This window comes from Liquorilactobacillus cacaonum DSM 21116 (genome assembly GCF_001436735.1).
Classification (GTDB): Bacteria; Bacillota; Bacilli; order Lactobacillales; family Lactobacillaceae; genus Liquorilactobacillus; species Liquorilactobacillus cacaonum.
In genome coordinates this window covers 176,211-196,111 of record NZ_AYZE01000015.1, presented here as the reverse complement: position 1 = coordinate 196,111, position 19,901 = coordinate 176,211, and the positions used below count along the sequence as shown (strand labels likewise).

Sequence of the window (19,901 nt, the reverse complement as noted above, 5' to 3'; positions counted from 1 at the left end):
GAGTTGTGAAAGGAGAGGTTTGTTATGCTAAAGTACAATATTCGTGGAGAAAATATCGAAGTTACCGATGCGATTAGAAGTTATGTTCAAAAGAAGTTAACTAAATTAGAGAAGTATTTTGAAGATACGTCTAATTCGACAGCTCACATAAACTTGAAGATTTATTCAGACAAGACTGCGAAGGTTGAAGTTACAATTCCATTGCCTTATCTAGTTTTAAGAGCAGAGGAAACATCACCAGATATGTACGCTAGCGTTGACTTAGTGACTGATAAGCTAGAACGTCAAATTCGCAAGCACAAAACTAAAATTAATCGTAAATCACGTGAAAAAGGGTTTGAAGAAATTCATGTAATAGAAGATTCTGAAGAGGTAGATAATGGGTTTGATATTGTTAGGTCAAAACATTTCTCCTTGAAGCCTATGGATAGTGAAGAGGCAGTACTTCAAATGAATATGTTAGGACATGATTTCTTTATTTATGAGGACTCACAGACGGATGGGGTTAGCATTGTTTACCGTAGAAAAGACGGTAGATATGGACTGATTGAAGTAGAAGACTAATTAAGAAGAGAGGCCAAGTTAAAAACTAATTTTGACTTGGCTTTTAATTTATTCTTAATAGATACTTTCATAGTTATAGTCGAATACTATAGATTTATTGTGATAATTGATTTTATAGATTGTTAGGTTGAGTAGCCTTTTTTTAAGGTTGTCTCAGCAAGAGTTTTGACATAACTTTTTTTGTTGTTTTAAAATTGAACAATTAATGGTAAAATACACAGTGGCATACTGTTTTTTAGATAACAGAATAAATTTTTATATTGAGCTGTTTGGAAAGGAAATATGACATGGCAAATGTCCTAAGAAAATGGGTTGAAAGTGATAATAGAGAATTAAAACGCTTGGGTAAGATTGCTGATAAGGTTGAAGCTTACGCAGAAGATATGGAATCTTTGAGCGATGAAATGTTACAAGCAAAAACGCCTGAGTTAAAAGCAAAGTTTGCTGCTGGAGCATCTTTAAATGATCTTCTACCAGAAGCCTTTGCAGTTGTGCGCGAAGGAGCTAAAAGAGTTTTAGGATTATACCCTTTTAGAGTTCAAATCTATGGGGGAATTGTTTTGCATGAAGGCAATATTGCTGAAATGAAAACAGGTGAAGGAAAGACTTTAACTGCTACCATGCCGGTTTATTTAAATGCACTTGCAAGTCAAGGTGTTCATGTTGTGACGGTTAATGAATATTTATCTGCTCGTGATGCAAAAGAAATGGGTGAATTGTATTCTTGGTTAGGCCTTTCTGTTGGATTGAATGTTTCAAATCTGTCACCTGATGAAAAAAGAAACGCGTATAATTGTGATATTACGTATTCTACAAATAGTGAGTTAGGATTCGATTATCTCCGTGATAACATGGTTGTTTATCGCGAAGATATGGTACAAAGACCTCTTAATTTTGTAATTGTTGATGAAGTTGATTCAATCTTGATTGATGAAGCTAGAACGCCGTTAATTATTTCGGGTCAAGCTGAAAAATCAACTACCCTATATACTAGGACAGATCGTTTTGCAAAGACATTGACAGAGGAAGCTGATTTTAAAATTGATCTTGAGTCTAAGACGGTTTCTTTAAACGAAGAGGGTATTAAAAAAGCAGAAAAATACTTTGGATTGGTGAACTTATATGATCCAGATAATACAGCATTGACACATCATTTAGACAATGCTTTGCGGGCTAATTTTATTATGCTTCGTGATAAAGACTATGTTGTTTCAGATGGTGAAGTTTTAATTGTTGATCAATTTACTGGTCGTATTATGGATGGTCGTCGTTATTCTGATGGACTACATCAGGCAATAGAAGCTAAAGAGCATGTTGAAATACAACAAGAAACAAAAACAATGGCTAATATTACGTATCAGAACTTTTTCAGAATGTATAAAAAAATCGCTGGGATGACTGGGACTGCTAAAACTGAGCAAGAGGAATTCCGTGAAATATACAATATGGAAGTTATTTCAATACCAACTAATAAGCCAATTTTAAGGGAAGATCGTGCAGATTTACTATATCCAACCTTAAAAAGTAAATTTGATGCAGTTATTGAGGATATTCGAGAACGCAATGAAAAGGGACAACCAATTTTGGTGGGAACTGTTGCTGTTGAAACTTCCGAATTGCTCTCAGAACTTCTAGATAGAGCCGGGATTGTTCATGCTGTTTTGAATGCCAAAAATCATGCTAAAGAAGCTGAAATTATTATGAATGCTGGACAGCGTGGAGCGGTAACGATTGCTACTAATATGGCTGGACGTGGGACTGATATTAAGCTTGGACCAGGTGTTCGCGAGGTTGGTGGGTTAGCTGTTATTGGTACGGAACGACATGAATCAAGACGTATTGATAATCAGTTGCGAGGACGTTCTGGACGTCAAGGTGATCCTGGATTAACTCAATTTTATCTTTCACTTGAAGATGACTTAATGCTTCGTTTTGGTTCGGAAAGAGTAAAAGCCATTTTAGAACGCTTTAAGGTTTCTGATGAAAATGCAGTTATTCAAAGTAAGATGATTTCTCGTCAAGTTGAATCAGCACAAAAACGTGTTGAAGGTAATAATTACGATACGCGTAAACAAGTATTACAGTATGATGATGTTATGCGTGAACAGCGTGAAGTTATTTATGCACAAAGACAGCAAGTAATTATGGAAGAAAAAACGCTTAAACCAATTATTTTGGCAATGATTAAGCGGACGGTTGATCATTTTGTGCAAATGCATACACAAGGTGAAAAAAAGGATTGGAATTTACAAGCTATTCTTGATTTTGCGATTGGTGCAATGGTAAATGAAGATAATATTTCAATTAATGATTTAGAAGATAAGAAACCGGAAGAAATTGTTGATTACTTGATGGATTGCGCAGATGCTAATTATGCGATGAAAGAAAAACAATTATATGATGCAGCGCAAATGTTAGAATTTGAGAAGGTAGTTGTTTTACGAGTAGTTGATTCAAGATGGACTGATCATATTGATGGCATGGATCAGTTACGGCAATCAATCGGATTGCGTGGGTATGGACAATTAAATCCATTAGTGGAATACCAGACTGATGGTTTTAGAATGTTTGAACAAATGATTGGTGATATTGAATATGATGTTACACGTCTGTTCTTGAAAGCTGAAATAAGACAAGATATTAAACGGTAATTTTTTTAAGAATCTTAACATGTTCATTTTATATGAGAATGTGTTAGGATTCTTTAGTTATAATATAAAAGGAGTTTAGGTATGGAAATAAGTGATTATAAGCGGATTATTGAACAAATGAATGAACAAGTCAAAGACTTTAGGGGGTCTCTTTGACTTAGAAACACTGAATATTAGAATTTCTGAAAATGAAGCACAGATGGCTAATCCAGATTTTTGGAATAATCACGCTGATGCACAAAAATTGATAGAAGAGACTAATGCATTGAAAGCAAAGCATGACAATTTTAAAGAATTGTCGGATCAACTTGAAGAACTCGAAATGTTGCTAGAATTTATACAAGTTGAGCCTGATAAAGAAATTATTGCAGAGCTAAATGAAAAAATTAAGGTTACTCAAAAAAGGTTGAAGAGTTACCAGCTGACATTGTTGCTAAGTGGCAAATACGATCGAAGCAATGCTATCTTGGAAATTCATCCAGGAGCAGGTGGAACAGAATCACAGGATTGGGGTTCGATGCTTTTGAGAATGTATGATAGGTGGGCACAACAACATGGCTTTTCAGTTGAAGTGTTGGACTATCAAGCTGGAGACGAAGCAGGAATAAAAAGTGTATCTCTTATGATTAAGGGTGTTAATGCATATGGATATTTGCGCAGTGAAAAGGGTGTACATAGGTTAGTCAGAATTTCACCCTTTGATGCAGCTGGAAGACGACATACCTCATTTGCATCACTAAATGTAATGCCTGAACTAGGTGATGATGTAGAAGTTGAACTTCGTCCTGAAGATGTAAAAATGGAAGTTTTCCGTGCTAGCGGTGCCGGTGGACAGCATATTAATAAGACTTCTTCAGCTGTACGCCTTATTCATATTCCTACTGGAATTGTAGTGTCAAGCCAAGCACAGCGTTCACAGTTTCAAAATAGGGCAACGGCAGAAAGTATGCTGAAATCCAAGTTGTACCAATTAAAGTTGGAAGAACAGGCTAAAAAAAAGGCAGAGATACAGGGACAGCAACTTGAAATAGGATGGGGATCACAAATTAGATCATATGTTTTTCATCCATATTCATTGGTTAAAGATCATCGAACAGAGTTTGAGACTGGTAATATTCAAAGTGTGATGGACGGAGATTTAGATGGCTTTATAAATGCCTTTTTACAATATGAATTACAGTTAAAAAACCCTCAATGATAAAGTAAATGAAACTAAATTGTAATGCTGTTGCAATATTGCTTTGAGCATTAATGTTATAATACTGGGGTGTATCAAAATACAAGGAGGAAAATCCTTTTGATTGAATTTAAACATGTGTTTAAAAAATACCCAAATAATGTTTTGGCTGCTGAAGATTTTAATGTCAAAATAAAACAAGGTGAGTTTATATATGTGATTGGTCCTAGTGGGGCAGGTAAATCGACTTTTATTAAGATGATGTATCGCGAAGAAAGACCTACGTCGGGTGAAGTCACAGTGAATGATTATGAATTACAAAAAATGAAAAATAGTGAAGTTCCTTACTTAAGAAGAGAGTTAGGAATTGTTTTTCAAGATTTTAAATTGTTATCTAAGCTTACTGTTTTCGAAAATGTTGCTTATGCTTTACAAGTGATAGAAAAAGAGCCAGATTTCATTGAAACACGTGTCAATTATGTATTGGATTTAGTGGGGCTTAAGCATAAGGCTGCCTCATTTCCAAATGAACTTTCCGGAGGCGAGCAGCAACGAATTTCAATTGCTCGTGCCATTGCGAATAAACCAGAAATTGTGATTGCAGATGAGCCAACTGGAAACTTAGATCCTGATACTGCATCTGGAATAATGGAAATTCTTGAAAGAATCAACAGTGAAGGTACTACAATAGTAATGGCCACCCATAATAGTCAAATTGTTGATGAATATACACACCGTGTCTTGGAGATTGATGGTGGAAAAATTGTTCGTGATCAACCTGAAGGAGGATTTTTCCAAGATGAAGATTAGTACGTTTAAAAGACATATGATTGAAAGCTTAAAGAGTTTGAAGCGAAACGGCTGGATGTCGATTGCTGCTTTTAGTGCAGTTACAGTAACATTGCTTTTAGTTGGGATTTTACTTTCAATTCTGATGAATGTTAATAAAGTGGCATCAGATATTGAAAATGATGTTCAAGTTAGAGTCTTAATTAATCGTGGGACTACTAAAAAACAAGAACAAAAACTGAAGGAAAACCTTGAAGATTTAAATTATGTTGGCAAAATAAAATTTTCTAGCAAAGCGCAAGAATTGAAAAATGTAATTGGTAGCTATGGAAAAGAGTTTAAGCTTTTTGGCGGAGACGATAATCCATTGAACGATGTTTTTGTAGTTAGTGCTAAAAAGCCTGAGCAAACTGTAAAGATTGCAAAAGCGGCACAAAAGATGAAGTATGTATATGATGCTAAATATGGTGGAGCTTCAGCGAAAAAATTATTTAGCATCGTTGATAATATCCAAAAATGGGGAATTGGGATAAGTTTGTTACTTCTATTTGTTGCTGTTTTCTTGATTTCTAATACAATTAGAATTACAATTCTATCAAGAAAAAATGAGATTGCAATCATGCGCTTGGTTGGTGCAACGAATGGATTTATTAGATGGCCATTTATTCTTGAAGGTGCTTGGACTGGGTTATTTGGTGCAATTATTCCAATTGTTGTTGTAAACTTTGGGTATATGTGGCTTTATAAGGTTATTTCTGCTTCGCTTGCAAGTACTGGATATCATTTATTGTCGCCAGGGGTATTTTTAGTTCAAATTGATTCTCTTTTGATCTTTATAGGTATTGTGATCGGTGCAATCGGATCAGGGGTTTCAATGAGACGTTTTCTTAGAATTTAGAATAATAAAAAAAATGAGCTAGATTAAAAATTAATTTTAATCTAGCTTTTTACTTTTGATAGAAACTCGAATCTAGTATCTATGTTGGGTGATTTTGTGCTAACTGTGATAAATTGATATACTATAAGAGATTATATACTGATAGTGTGTTGAAAGGATGATTGAAATGGTGCTCATGAAATTTTTGGCGCTACTTATTTTTAATCCAGTTGTTTGGTTTGGACTACTAATGACTTTTTTGGGTTATCTAAGAAGAATTAGAGATGAACGAAAGGATTTTAGGATAGCTGTTAATAAAGATTTTTTTGAAGGTCGGTTCTATATAAAGTATGCACTTGGATTAAGTATTGTTGGTTCAATTTTATCCTTATTACTAGGCTTGAAGTTTACGCAACAATGGATTTTTGTATACATAGGAATAGTTATAGTTGGATTGATTTTATCAGTATATGTTGATGCCAATAGTTTATTATTATTAACTTTTATGGGAGTCACTTTTTTAACCTACTATGTGAAGTTATTTAGAAATTTAATAATTTCAAATGCCTTTGATAAAGTATTACCAAGTTCAATCTTTGGTATTTTAATAATCTTTTATTTGGCAAAATTATGGATGCTCAAAGAAATGCATGACGGAACCTTTCATCCTAAAGTGTATGTTGGGAAAAGAGGAAGAAGGCTAATTAGATATTCTTTGAAGAATCAATCTATCATCCCGCTTGTTGTATTGATACCAGGAGATTTTTTTCATAGTTATCTTTCGTTTTGGCCAATAATGAGTATTGGTAGTCATTCATTTTCATTATTTGTGTTACCGTTATGGGTATCTTGGACGCTAAAGTTTTGGAGAAATACGGCTAAAGAAGAATTGCAAGTGTCTAAGTTTAACGTACAGATAGAATTACTGATTGCAATAATAGGTGCAGCATTTAGTGTTTATCTTCCTTTGATCAGTTTATTCTTATTTATTGTATTACTTTTATTTGTTGCCTTGCGCTTTATACAAAGGTATGTAAAGATGAAGAGGAAGGGAAATTGGTATGTAGAAACTCACGACGGAGTTAGAGTGGTTGCAATTCAACCTGAAACACCAGCAGCTAAGATGGGATTAGAAATGGGTGACGTAATAGTTACTTGTAATGGGCTGGCTGTTACGACAGAAGCTGAGTTTTATAAAGCTCTGCAAAAAAATTCAGCTTACTGTAAGTTAAGAGTAAAAACGTATGAAGGACAACTAAAATTGGCCGAAAGTGCAATTTTTGCCAATTCACCACATGAAATTGGAGTAATATTGTTTCATTGATTTTTTTGGAGGGGACATAGTGAAAAAAATACTTGTAGTTGATGATGAGATGTCTATTGTAACATTGTTGAAGTACAATCTTGAACAAGCTGGTTATGAGGTTGATACTGCTTTCGATGGTCAAGAAGGCTTTGATAAGGGTAAAAATTATGAATTTGATTTTATACTTTTGGATTTAATGTTACCTAAAATTGATGGCCTTGAAGTTACAAAAAGATTACGTCAAGAAAAGATTAAAACACCAATCATGATTTTAACGGCTAAGGGTGAAGAATATGATAAAGTTATTGGTCTAGAATTGGGGGCTGATGATTATCTTACTAAGCCGTTTTCTCCGCGAGAAGTGATTGCAAGAATAAAAGCTATTGCAAGAAGAACAGATGATGGTAATAGTAGCTTTGAGAAAAAGGTTATGCAGGATGAAGATATAGAAAAAGAAGAGATTTACCATTTTCCTGATTTTTCCATTGATTTGGTCAATTACTCGGTTACAAAAAATAAAGAGAAGGTCAAATTAACACCAAAGGAATTTGAATTACTTGCATATTTCATAAAGAGAAAACATAGAGTTCTAAGTAGGGATAAGCTACTTAATGGCGTTTGGGGATTTGATTATGTTGGTCAAACTAGAATGGTGGACATGCATGTTAGTCATCTAAGAGAAAAAATTGAACGTGACCCCAAAAATCCACATTATATAGAAACTGTCAGGGGATTTGGGTATCGATTTGAAGGTGAAACAAATCAAAACGATTAAAATTTTTTTCGTTGACTTTTTTGTAATAGCTATTGTTATTTATATGTTATTATCAATTCTGACAACTGAAAACGGTACAAGCCTAAAGGTATTAATAGGTGCTAATGAAAGTGTTCTTGTTATTTTTACAGCAATAATTTTAGCTGGGCTAGAGGTCACCTTCAGGTTTATTAGGTATAGGCAAAATAAAAAAGAATTGGACTTACTTTCTAAAAAGTTGAGTGATATTGCTGAGGGGAAAAAACCAGGTCATGTTTTATTAGAACCCAATGATCCACTTTATGGAATGTCACGGACAATTAATACCTTAGAAAATAAGCAGCATAATTTTACAAAGAATTTTACAACGCAACAAAGAGGATATTTTTCACTGATTGAATATTTGACAACAGGTGTGATGGTTCTTGATCAGGATAGAAAAATTTACATGAGTAATCATGCTATGAGCGATATGATGGGGCGTGAGATGAATTTAAAAGGTCAAATATATATCAATGAGATTAGAGCTTATGACTTAAGTCGCCTGATAGAAGATTCTTTTTCATCGCATGAAGATCAGCATGGAGAAATTCGAATTGAGTTAACAAATAAATATGTAGATGCTCATGTTGTTTATGTTCCAGTAAGCAAACGTCATTTTTTAGTGATGGCTTTATTATATGATATTACTGAGTTGAAAGAAATTGAAAGAATGCAACTTGATTTTGTTGGAAATGTAAGTCATGAACTTAAGACGCCAATTACTGCAATTACAGGATTTAGTGAGACGTTGTTACATGGTGCAATGGATGATGCAAAAGCTTTGAAAGAGTTTTTAGCAATTATTCATAAAGAAAGTTTAAAATTGACAGATTTGGTTGAAGATATCTTGTCTTTGGCAAAAATCGATGCTAATACTGAATTGGATTTAAAGGAAATCAATCTAAGAGAATATGTAACTGAACTTTTGAAGACGTTTAAGCCACAAATAGAAAAAAAGAAGATTAAAATTTTTGTTGAAATATCTGAAGATTTTTTTGTCGTGATGGATCAAAACAAGCTACGTCATGTGATTGATAATTTGATACAGAATGCTATAAAGTATAATAATTTTCAAGGGAAAATTTGGGTTGAAGCAACTAGTGATGCTAAGAATTGGACTATAAGCATCCGCGATAATGGATATGGAATTTCAAACGATAAACAAGAACGTGTTTTTGAAAGATTTTATCGTGTTGATACATCACGTTCGCGCGATAGTGGGGGAACAGGACTGGGGCTTTCTGTTGTCAAAGAGTATGTTGCTGCAATGAATGGTGAAATTAAGTTAGAGAGTCAAGTTGGTGTGGGCTCTAAATTTATTGTGAGATTCCCCCAAACGATGAAATAGAAATTATAAAGGGCTGAGATATGAAGAGCCCTTTTTTGATTGAATAGCTAATAAAGGATTGCGTATGTTTTAATAAAAGTATAGAATCTAGTCTAATAATTATTTTATAATGTTTTTTCAAACAAAAAAAGGCAGGGTGAAGAATGTGCGAAAAACTTTTAATGATGAATTAAAAAAACTTCACGTTAGATTTGCAGAATTAGGAATGATGGTTAATGAGGCAGTTTTTCATGCAACTAATGCATTTGTTAATCATGATAAGAAGCTTGCAGAATCGGTAATTGAAAAAGATTATGTGATTAATGGGTGTGAGAATGATTTAGAAAAAATGACACTTGAATTGATTGCACTATACCAGCCTGTAACAGAAGACTTGAGGGATGTTATTACGATTCTAAAGGCAAGTTCAGATATTGAGCGAGTAGGTGATCATGCTGTAAGTATTTGTCATGCAACAATAAATATGAAGGGCAGTCTAAGAATCGCTGAAATTGAGATTGAAATTGCCAAAATGGGTGAATATACATGCCAAATGTTTCAAAATGTATTAGATGCATATATGAGAAAAAATGAAGAACGAGCTTTAAAAATTGCAAAAGATGACTTTTTTTTGGATGAAGAATTAAGAAAAATTAGGAAAAGGTGTGTTACGATTATGCAAGGAAATCCTAAGGTAGTTATTAGCGGTTCCTATTATAATTTAGTTGCAACTTATTTGGAGCGAATTGGAGATTATGTTACGAATGTCTGTGAATGGATTGTTTTTCTCGAAAAGGGAGAAATCGTAGAATTAAATCCTAATACCAAACAATACTAAAATTTATTTTTTATTAAATTTCAAGCCTTCTTTTTACATAGTTTGCTAAACATCACGGGACACTGTAAAATTCTAATAGAGGATAAATTAATAGTTAGGAGGAGAAGTCATGGACTCTGGTAAAAAAATGAAGCGTTCAAAAGATAGGATTATTTTTGGTGTGTGTGCTGGGATTGCGACTTATTTTGGTATTAATTCCTGGATAGTTAGAGGAATTTGGCTTATTTTAGCAGTTATTCCGCATATGACACTTTTGATTATAGGTATCTATTTAATGTGTACTGTTTTAATACCAGCCGAAGAAAGTAGTCTGTTTTCAATGCTTTTTAAGGGGACAGAAAAAAATGGTTCACAGAACAAAGGAAAAAGCTCACGAAAGATTCTAAAAGATGTTCGTGAAAAAGATATTCGATAAAATTATTGGAGGAAGTATAAATGTCTTTTTGGGGTAGAGCTTTAGTTAACGCAATAATCTTTGTTTCAGTTGCGGGATTTTTTCCACAGTCATTTCATGTAGCTAATATTTGGATATCTCTTATTGCAGCTATTGTATTAGGATTATTGAATATGTTTGTAAAGCCGATATTGCTTATTTTTTCATTGCCTATTACATTTATGACACTAGGATTATTTTATTTCGTTATTAATGCTTTTATGCTAGAGTTAACTTCCTATTTGGTAGGTAGTACATTTATTTTTGCTAGTTTTGGTGATGCATTTTTACTAGCATTGATTTTAAGTTTAGTTAATGTTGTGATAACTAATTATTTTAAGCATTGATCATTTAAATACGTCAGGGGAGGCCTTTTGAGTGAGTGATAGGGTAAGTGTTGAAAGTTTGGTTAAGGCGACAGGAATGCAAGTTTTTTCTGGTGGAAAATTTCTAAATGAAAAAATGATTGAAACGAGTGATATTTCAAGACCTGGATTAGAATTAACTGGTTATTTTGATTATTATCCTGCTGAAAGAATTCAACTTTTTGGGATGACAGAAGTTTCTTATACTAGAAAAATGGATAAAAAAAAGCGTAAGGAAATTATGGAACAGTTGTGTTCAAAAGGAAAGACCCCTTGTTTTGTAATCTCACGATATTTGCCAGTTCCTGAGGAGTTGGATGAAGCTGCTAAGATGCATAATATTCCCGTTTTACGTTCTAAATTGCCAACAACCCGCTTATCTTCTAAAGTTACAGATTATTTGGAAACACAACTTGCAGAAAGAAAGTCCCTCCATGGTGTGTTAGTTGATATTTATGGCTTAGGTGTTTTAATAACGGGTGATTCCGGGGTAGGTAAATCTGAAACTGCACTTGATTTAATTAAAAGAGGACACAGGTTAATTGCCGATGATCGGGTTGATGTTTATCAAAAAGATGAACAGACAATTGTTGGAGAGGCACCAAAAATTTTGCAGCATTTACTAGAAATTAGGGGCATCGGTATTATTGATGTTATGAATCTTTTTGGAGCAGGTGCGGTGCGTACAGAAACCGATATATCGTTGATTGTACATCTAGAAAATTGGAGTCCTGATAAACAATTTGATAGATTGGGTACTGAAGAACAGAAATTGAAAGTTTTTGATGTTGACATTCCTAAAATGTCGATACCTGTTAAGATTGGGCGAAACTTGGCAATTATTATTGAAGCAGCAGCGATGAATTACCGAGCTAAAACAATGGGTTATGACGCTACAAAATTGTTCGAAAAAAATTTAAATAGTCTGATTCAAGAGAACTCAGACAATTAGAAGGATGTGTTTTTTTGTTTACACCAATTTTGGGGGCTTTAAGCCCAATTGCTTTTACTTTAGGTCCAATTGAAGTTAGATGGTATGGAATCATTATTGCAAGTGCAGTGGTAATTGCAACTTACCTTGCTGTAAGAGAAGGGAAAAAAAGGGGAATCGCTGAGGACAATATCTATGATTTAATTCTTTGGGGATTACCAATCGCAATCATATGTGCTCGAATATATTATGTAGTCTTTCAATGGAGCTATTACTCACAAAACTTAAATCAAGTTTATCGAATATGGGATGGCGGTATTGCGATATACGGCGGTTTAATAGGAGCTGTATTGGTATTAATAACTCTTTGTAAGAAAAGAGGGTTTTCTCCTTGGTTGATGATGGATGTGGCTGCTCCTACGGTGATTATGTCACAAGGAATTGGTCGATGGGGAAACTTTATGAATCAAGAAGCACATGGGCGAGCAACTACTCTTTCATTTTTACATAGTTTGCATTTGCCAGAATTTATAATTCAACAGATGTATATAAAAGGGACCTATTACCAACCGACTTTTTTATATGAATCAGTATGGGATTTAACTGGATTTGTTCTTTTAATGTTGCTAAGGCACCGTAAGAATTTGTTTAAGCGCGGAGAAATTCTTTTTTCGTATCTAATTTGGTATTCTTTTGGTAGATTTTTCATCGAAGGTATGCGGACTGATAGTCTAATGTTGGGACCAATCAGAGTTTCGCAATGGTTATCTGTAATTTTATTTTTTGGCTCAATTATATGGTTATTATTAAGAAGATATTGGAGACCTTTAGATCCGTGGTATTTAGATGGTACAGATGATACTTATCATAAATAGGAGTGATTTTTTTGTGTGAAAGGGTTGCAGTTGTCGGTGCAGGCTCTTGGGGGACTGTTCTTGCAAATGTTTTGGTTACAAATGGAAAAAAAGTAAAGATTTGGTCAAGAAGACAAAATCAAGTTGATGAACTTAATCAAAGGCACACTAATGAGGCATATCTTCCACATGTTGAACTGTCTAAAAAAATAGAAGCCTCTACAAATTTGGAAGACGTATTGTTGGGTTCAGAAGTGGTTTTATTAGCGGTTCCAACAAAAGCAATGCGGACTGTGTCACACGAAGTTGGGTTACTGATAAAAAAAATGAAACTCAAAGTAATAATAGTGCATGCAAGTAAAGGATTAGAGCTAGAGACACATAAACGCATATCAGAAATCATTTCTGAAGAAGTTTCTTTCGAAAATGTTCAAGGTGTTGTTGCACTTTCAGGGCCAAGTCATGCAGAAGAAGTAGCGAAACACGATATTACTTTAATAACTGCAGCATCTTCCAATTTACAAGCCGCTAAAATTATTCAGCAAATATTTATGAATAGTTATTTTAGAGTATATACAAATAGTGATATTATTGGTGTAGAATTTGGTGCGGCTTTTAAAAACATTATTGCTTTAGGAGCTGGTGCCTTGGATGGGCTAGGTTATGGTGATGATGCAAAAGCTGCATTGATGACAAGAGGATTAGCAGAAATTGCTCGTTTGGGAATAGCTCTTGGTGCGGATCCGCTGACCTTTATAGGTTTATCTGGAGTTGGTGACTTGATTGTGACTTGTACGAGTAGTCATTCAAGGAATTGGCGTGCAGGAAGACAACTGGGAGAAGGAGCCCAAGTTGTTGATGTTGTAAATAATATGGGAATGGTTATCGAAGGTCTGACGACTGTTCAAGCAGCATACGAATTAGCTAAAGAAAAGAAAATTGAAATGCCAATAACCGAAGCTATTTATCGTGTAGTTTATCAAGATGAGAAGATGAAGAAAGCAATCTCTGATTTAATGACACGGGAGGGAAAATCTGAAGAAGAGACTTTCCAGTGGAATACTTATCAAAAGTAAGTTATAATTCAACTCATGAGTATGTTATGAAAGAAGGTAGTATCTTGACAAAAAAATATGACGTAATTGTAATAGGAGCTGGCCCTGGAGGAATGACAGCGGCATTATATGCATCCAGAGCTAATCTGTCTGTATTAATGCTTGATCGCGGAATTTATGGTGGGCAAATGAATAATACAGCTGAAGTTGAAAACTATCCTGGATTTAAATCGATTTTAGGGCCGGATTTGGCAAAGGAGATGTTTGAAAGTTCAACACAATTTGATGCTGAATATGCCTATGGGAATGTTGAAGATGTTTCTGTCGATGATAACGGTGTAAAAACGATTAAAACTGATAGTGATACTTTTGAAACAAATGCATTGATAATTGCAACTGGGTCTCAATATAAGAAGCTTGGTGTGCCAGGTGAACAAGAATATGGTGGACGCGGAGTTTCATATTGTGCAGTTTGTGATGGGGCCTTTTTCAAAAACCGAGATGTTGTCGTTGTTGGTGGTGGAGATTCAGCGATTGAAGAAGGTTCATATCTTTCACAATTAGTTAAAGAAGTTAATGTAGTGCATCGCCGTGATAAATTACGTGCACAAAAGATTTTACAAGATCGTGCATTTGAAAATCCTAAGATGAAATTTACTTGGGATACTGTGTTGACAGGTATTGAAGGTGATGGGAAAAAAGTTACCAGTGTTAAGACAATGAATAAGAAAACTGGTGACGAAGAAAATATTTCCGTCGATGGGGTATTTATTTATGTGGGATTAGTCCCAATGACTGAACCATTTCAAAATCTTGGAATAACAGATGAACAGGGATGGATTGTAACAAACGAAAATATGGCAACTAAAATCCCTGGAGTATTTGCAATCGGAGATGTTAGAAAAAAGGAATTACGACAAATAACTACGGCAGTTGGTGACGGTGGAATTGCTGGCCAAGGTGCTTATAGCTATTTAGAAACATTAAAAGATTAGTTGAAAGAGTAAGGAGTCTTGATCAAAAGTTAACTTTTGACAAAGCTTCTTATTTATTTTGGATAAACTTATTTAACTCATCAGTTTCTGAAAGTCGATGTAAACTCAAAAAATTTGATAGGTCCTATATTTTCTTAATTGAAAGCGTAGAAGCGTAATCCAAGTCCCGAAATGCTTTGATGACATATTGTCTAATTTATCGGATAAAATTAAAAAATAAGAAAAATATTCAATTTTTTGTTATGTTTTTTGTAAAAAAGTGTTTTTAATATAGTATACTGAGTTTAGAAAAAAACAATGGGAGTGATTTTGTGAGTTGGAAAGATACTTATCAAACATGGGTTAACTATCCTGAGTTAAACAAAGAATTAAGACATGAATTGGAAAATAACAAAGAAAATGAAGCAATATTAGAAGAAGCGTTTTATGCACCTCTTGAATTTGGGACAGCTGGAATGCGTGGGATAATTGGTGCAGGTATAAATAGAATGAATATCTATACTGTAAGGCAAGCCACGGAAGGGCTTTCTTTGTTGATGGATACATTGGATGAAAGTGTAAAAAAACGAGGTGTTGCGATTAGTTTTGATTCGCGACATCATTCTAAGGATTTTGCACATGAGGCTGCAAAGGTCTTAGGAGCACATGGAATTGCAAGTTTTGTTTTTGAAAGTCTTAGACCAACACCTGAGCTTTCTTATACAGTGAGACACCTTAATGCTTATGCAGGAATTATGATTACTGCGAGCCACAACCCTAAGGAATATAATGGGTATAAAATTTATGGTGAAGATGGCGGACAGATGCCACCTAAGGAATCAGATATGATTACCGAATTTGTTAGGCAAGCAAAAGATTTATTCTCCATTAAGGTTGCTAATGAAGAAGAAATTCTTCAAAATGGTTTAATGAAAATCATTGGAGCAGATGTCGATAATGATTATTTGGCAGAAGTTAAAAAGGTAACCATTAATCCTGAATTGGTAACCAAAGAAGGAGCAACACTTAAGTTAGTTTTTTCCCCGTTACATGGTACTGGTGCAATGTTGGGTGAAAAGGCATTACTTGGAGCTGGTTTTTCAAATTTCACAATGGTTTCAGAACAAGCCACACCAGATCCAGAATTTTCAACGGTCAAAAAACCTAATCCAGAAGATGCGGCAGCTTTTGACTTAGCGATTAAGCATGGTAAAAAAGAAGATGCAGATCTTTTAATTGCCGTTGATCCTGATGCTGATAGACTTGGAGCAGCAGTGCGACAACCATCAGGTGAGTATCAATTATTGACTGGAAATCAAATTGCGGCAATTATGCTTGATTATATTTTGACGGCACGACAAAAGGCAGGGACTTTGCCTGAAAATGCAGCTGCAGTGAAGTCAATTGTTTCGAGTGAATTTGCTACTACAATTGCTAAAAGTTATAATGTTGAAATGATTAATGTTCTAACCGGTTTTAAATTTATTGCTGAGCAAATTAAGATTTTTGAGGAAACTAATGCACATAGTTTTATGTTTGGTTTTGAAGAAAGTTATGGTTATTTAGTTCGTCCTTTTGTAAGAGATAAGGATGCGATTCAGTCACTTGTTATGTTAGCAGAGGTTGCAGCTCATTATAAAAGTGAGGGTAAGAACCTTTATGATGGATTGCAAGATCTTTTTGCAAAGTTTGGCTACTTTGCAGAAAAAACTATCTCACTTACTTTTGATGGTGTAGAGGGTGCACAGCAAATAAAGAGCTTGATGACTAAGTTTAGAGAGACTGCGCCAAAAGAATTTGCAGGAATTAAGGTTGCAGTTATGGAGGATTTTGCCAACTCACAAAAGATCTCTTCTGATGGCGAAATTACAACAATTAATCTACCTAAGTCAAATGTTTTGAAGTATATTTTAACAGACGGGTCATGGATTGCTGTAAGGCCATCAGGAACTGAGCCCAAAATCAAATTTTACATTGGAACTCAAGATGAAACACAAGAAACAGCGCTACAAAAAAGAAATGCCTTTGAAGATACAATTAAAGATTTTGTTAAAAAATAATTTTTTAGTAAAAAGGACTGGGACATAAGGTAATTATGACTTAGCCTTTTTATTTTAGAGAAGTGGGTGGGTTTTTGAAAAATAATAATATACAAAGACGATTAAGCATCAAAGATGATTTATTAAATTCAAGTTTAATAAGTGCAACTGTGTTAGCAAAAAAATATAATGTTTCAAGGCAAACAATTGTAGGAGATATTGCCTTGCTTAGGGCAAAAGGTGAACCAATTACGGCAACAGTTAATGGATATAAATACCAACTGAGAAATTCGCGTTACCATGGATTAATTGTATGTCAACATACAATTGGAGAAACAAGGTTAGAACTTGAGACGATTGTTAACTTGGGTGGCGAAATTGAAGATGTGATAGTAGATCACAATTTATATGGACAAATTGTTGGATCACTTGGGATTGCGACTTTACAAGATATTAATGATTTTATGAGTAGGGCAGAAAATGGCAACCACCATCTATTATCAAGTTTGACCCAAGGTGTTCATTTGCATAATATTATTTGTAATAATGAATCAGAGTTTAGTGAAATCAAACAGGCTTTAGCAAAGATAAATCTTCTATACCAAGACTAGAGTTCTTCGCAAATAGTAATGATGTCAGTCATTGAAGGAGATACTTTGTTTTCGAGAGTGTTTAGTAGTATTTTAAAAAGATACCTGAAATTTGAATTAGATTGAAATATTTGAAGTTATATAATATTTTTTCGACAAAATGATTTAAACGATTAAGCGCTAAAATAATTCGTAGATATTCAAAAAGGAATTCTTAAAAACGTGCGAAAGTATGTTCGATATGATAAAATAAATGGGCGTGATGTAGGTTAATTAGACTAACATCGACGCTTTTTTCATTTATTAAATTAGGGGGTAAAATAATTGATTGAACGACAAAACAACCATCAGTTTGATCTAATTTCTGCTTATAAACCGACAGGTGATCAACCAAAAGCGATTGAGAAACTCTCCTCAGGAATTTTAAAGGGAGAAAAGGCACAAATTCTTTTGGGAGCAACTGGAACAGGTAAAACTTTTACAATATCTAATGTAATAAAAAATGTTAATAAGCCAACCCTTGTTTTAGCACATAATAAGACTTTAGCAGGCCAATTATATGGTGAGTTCAAAGAATTCTTTCCTAATAATGCAGTGGAGTATTTCGTTAGCTATTATGACTACTATCAACCAGAGGCATATGTGCCATCCAGTGATACTTATATTGAAAAAGATTCTAGCATTAACGATGAGATTGATAAATTAAGACATTCAGCGACGAGTTCTTTGTTAGAACGAAATGATGTAATTGTGGTTGCATCAGTATCTTCAATTTTTGGACTAGGTGATCCAAATGAGTATCAAAGACATACTCTTTCACTTAGAGTGGGCCAAGAATTAGAAAGAGATACACTTTTAAGACAGTTAATAGATATCCAATTTGAACGTAATGATATTGATTTCCAACGTGGAAGATTTAGAGTGCATGGAGATATAGTTGAAATTTTCCCAGCATCTCGTGATGAACGAGCATTGCGTATCGAATTTTTTGGAGATGAAATCGATCGAATTCGTGAAGTTGATGCTCTTACAGGTGAAATAGTAGCAGAAAGAGAGCACGTTTCAATTTTTCCGGCTACTCATTTTATGACAAATGAAGACGTAATGGAAAAAGCCATTAGCGGTATTCAAGATGAACTTGAGCAAAGATTAATTCAGTTGAGAGATAATAATAAATTGCTTGAAGCACAACGTCTTGAGCAACGAACAACTTATGATATTGAGATGTTGCGTGAAATGGGCTACTGTTCTGGAATTGAAAACTACTCTAGACATATGGATGGACGAAAACCTGGTGAACCTCCTTATACGTTACTTGATTTTTTCCCGAAAGACTTTTTAATAGTTGTTGATGAATCTCATGTTACTATGCCTCAAGTTAGAGGAATGTATAATGGAGATAGGGCAAGAAAACAAATGTTAGTTGACTATGGATTTAGGTTACCAAGTGCAATTGATAATCGTCCACTAACTTTACAGGAATTCGAAAAACATGTGAGTCAAGTCATATATATGTCTGCAACACCTGGGCCATACGAATACGAACAAACTAATAATGTTGTGCAACAAATTATTCGACCAACGGGGTTGTTAGATCCATTAATTGAAGTTCGACCAATAATGGGACAAATGGATGACTTGGTTGGGGAAATTAATAAGCGAATTGAACGAAAAGAAAGAGTCTTTGTAACAACATTGACTAAAAAAATGGCAGAAGATTTATCCGACTATTTAAAAGAATTACAAATTAAAGTAAAGTATCTACATTCTGACATCAAAACATTAGAAAGAACAAAAATTGTGCGTGATTTACGTTTAGGTGTATTTGATGTTTTGGTTGGAATTAACTTATTGAGAGAAGGTATAGATGTACCCGAAGTATCACTTGTTGCAATTCTCGATGCAGATAAAGAAGGTTTTTTGAGAAGTGAACGTTCATTAGTTCAAACAATTGGGCGGGCTGCACGTAACGAAAATGGACGTGTAATTATGTATGCTAATAAGATTACTGATTCAATGCAAGCCGCAATTGATGAAACAAAACGCAGACGAACAATCCAAGAAAAATATAACAGTATACACAACATTGTTCCAAAGACAATCAAGAAAAAGGTAAGGGATTTAATTTCAATTACTAAGCCAGCTGAAGGTGCAAAAAAACAGCAGTCATTTACAGAGCTTGAATTTTATGATATGGAAAAAGCTGATCAAAAAGAAATGTTAACGAAATTAGAAGAACAGATGAGAGCTGCAGCAAAGCAACTTGATTTTGAACAAGCTGCCACATTACGTGACACAATTATAGATCTTAAAGCACAAATAAAATAGAAAAGAG

Annotated in this window: 18 protein-coding genes; all 18 read left to right on the top strand. The window is 34.2% G+C overall.

What is annotated here, in order from left to right:
* Positions 1–24 precede the first annotated feature (24 nt).
* The 18 genes from hpf to uvrB all read left to right on the top strand — a co-directional run bounded on the left by hpf (position 25) and on the right by uvrB (position 19,894).
* On the top strand, positions 25–564 hold the full coding sequence (gene hpf / locus FC80_RS07595; protein ID WP_057829538.1) for a ribosome hibernation-promoting factor, HPF/YfiA family: 540 nt from the start codon (positions 25–27) through the stop codon (positions 562–564).
* Between the two features lie 287 nt (positions 565–851).
* Positions 852–3,215: a preprotein translocase subunit SecA gene (secA, locus tag FC80_RS07590; protein ID WP_057829537.1), complete on the top strand. Its 2,364-nt coding sequence runs from the start codon at positions 852–854 to the stop codon at positions 3,213–3,215.
* An 81-nt stretch (positions 3,216–3,296) separates the two neighbouring features.
* Positions 3,297–4,413 (top strand): peptide chain release factor 2 gene (gene prfB / locus FC80_RS07585; protein ID WP_157055605.1). Its coding sequence is split into 2 segments (ribosomal slippage): positions 3,297–3,368 and positions 3,370–4,413, totalling 1,116 coding nucleotides; the frame shifts between segments, so codons are not numbered across the junction.
* Between the two features lie 99 nt (positions 4,414–4,512).
* Positions 4,513–5,202, top strand: a complete 690-nt coding sequence (gene ftsE, locus FC80_RS07580; RefSeq protein ID WP_057829536.1) for a cell division ATP-binding protein FtsE — start codon at positions 4,513–4,515, stop codon at positions 5,200–5,202.
* Entirely contained in the window at positions 5,192–6,079 is an 888-nt protein-coding gene (ftsX, locus tag FC80_RS07575; RefSeq protein ID WP_057829535.1) for a permease-like cell division protein FtsX, read from the top strand. Before ftsE ends, ftsX begins: the two co-directional genes overlap by 11 nt.
* Before the next feature lie 166 nt (positions 6,080–6,245).
* Complete coding sequence (locus tag FC80_RS07570) at positions 6,246–7,382, top strand: PDZ domain-containing protein (RefSeq protein WP_057829534.1); 1,137 nt, start codon at positions 6,246–6,248, stop codon at positions 7,380–7,382.
* A 19-nt stretch (positions 7,383–7,401) separates the two neighbouring features.
* Positions 7,402–8,139, top strand: a complete 738-nt coding sequence (locus FC80_RS07565) for a response regulator transcription factor (protein ID WP_057829533.1) — start codon at positions 7,402–7,404, stop codon at positions 8,137–8,139.
* Positions 8,117–9,508, top strand: a complete 1,392-nt coding sequence (pnpS, locus tag FC80_RS07560; RefSeq protein WP_235807253.1) for a two-component system histidine kinase PnpS — start codon at positions 8,117–8,119, stop codon at positions 9,506–9,508. The genes FC80_RS07565 and pnpS overlap by 23 nt, the downstream gene beginning before the upstream one ends.
* Positions 9,509–9,653: 145 nt before the next feature.
* Positions 9,654–10,325 (top strand): phosphate signaling complex protein PhoU, encoded by a 672-nt coding sequence (gene phoU, locus FC80_RS07555; RefSeq protein ID WP_057829531.1) that lies wholly within the window; start codon positions 9,654–9,656, stop codon positions 10,323–10,325.
* A 109-nt stretch (positions 10,326–10,434) separates the two neighbouring features.
* Positions 10,435–10,740: a PspC domain-containing protein gene (locus FC80_RS07550; protein WP_057829530.1), complete on the top strand. Its 306-nt coding sequence runs from the start codon at positions 10,435–10,437 to the stop codon at positions 10,738–10,740.
* Between the two features lie 20 nt (positions 10,741–10,760).
* Positions 10,761–11,105: a phage holin family protein gene (locus FC80_RS07545; protein ID WP_057829529.1), complete on the top strand. Its 345-nt coding sequence runs from the start codon at positions 10,761–10,763 to the stop codon at positions 11,103–11,105.
* Between the two features lie 31 nt (positions 11,106–11,136).
* A complete protein-coding gene (gene hprK / locus FC80_RS07540) occupies positions 11,137–12,075 on the top strand; it encodes an HPr(Ser) kinase/phosphatase (protein ID WP_057829528.1) in 939 nt (312 codons plus the stop codon).
* A 14-nt stretch (positions 12,076–12,089) separates the two neighbouring features.
* Positions 12,090–12,929, top strand: coding sequence for a prolipoprotein diacylglyceryl transferase (lgt, locus tag FC80_RS07535; RefSeq protein ID WP_057829527.1), 840 nt, complete (start codon positions 12,090–12,092; stop codon positions 12,927–12,929).
* A gap of 11 nt (positions 12,930–12,940) precedes the next feature.
* Complete coding sequence (locus FC80_RS07530; RefSeq protein ID WP_057829526.1) at positions 12,941–13,984, top strand: NAD(P)H-dependent glycerol-3-phosphate dehydrogenase; 1,044 nt, start codon at positions 12,941–12,943, stop codon at positions 13,982–13,984.
* Positions 13,985–14,028: 44 nt separating this feature from the next.
* The gene (gene trxB, locus FC80_RS07525; RefSeq protein ID WP_057829618.1) at positions 14,029–14,958 is read left to right on the top strand and encodes a thioredoxin-disulfide reductase; all 930 of its coding nucleotides are present in this window, start codon (positions 14,029–14,031) and stop codon (positions 14,956–14,958) included.
* 311 nt (positions 14,959–15,269) lie between these two features.
* Complete coding sequence (locus tag FC80_RS07520; protein WP_057829525.1) at positions 15,270–16,997, top strand: phospho-sugar mutase; 1,728 nt, start codon at positions 15,270–15,272, stop codon at positions 16,995–16,997.
* Positions 16,998–17,071: 74 nt separating this feature from the next.
* A complete protein-coding gene (locus FC80_RS07515; RefSeq protein WP_235807252.1) occupies positions 17,072–17,587 on the top strand; it encodes a transcription repressor NadR in 516 nt (171 codons plus the stop codon).
* A gap of 303 nt (positions 17,588–17,890) precedes the next feature.
* Positions 17,891–19,894, top strand: a complete 2,004-nt coding sequence (uvrB, locus tag FC80_RS07510; RefSeq protein WP_057829524.1) for an excinuclease ABC subunit UvrB — start codon at positions 17,891–17,893, stop codon at positions 19,892–19,894.
* Positions 19,895–19,901 lie beyond the last annotated feature (7 nt).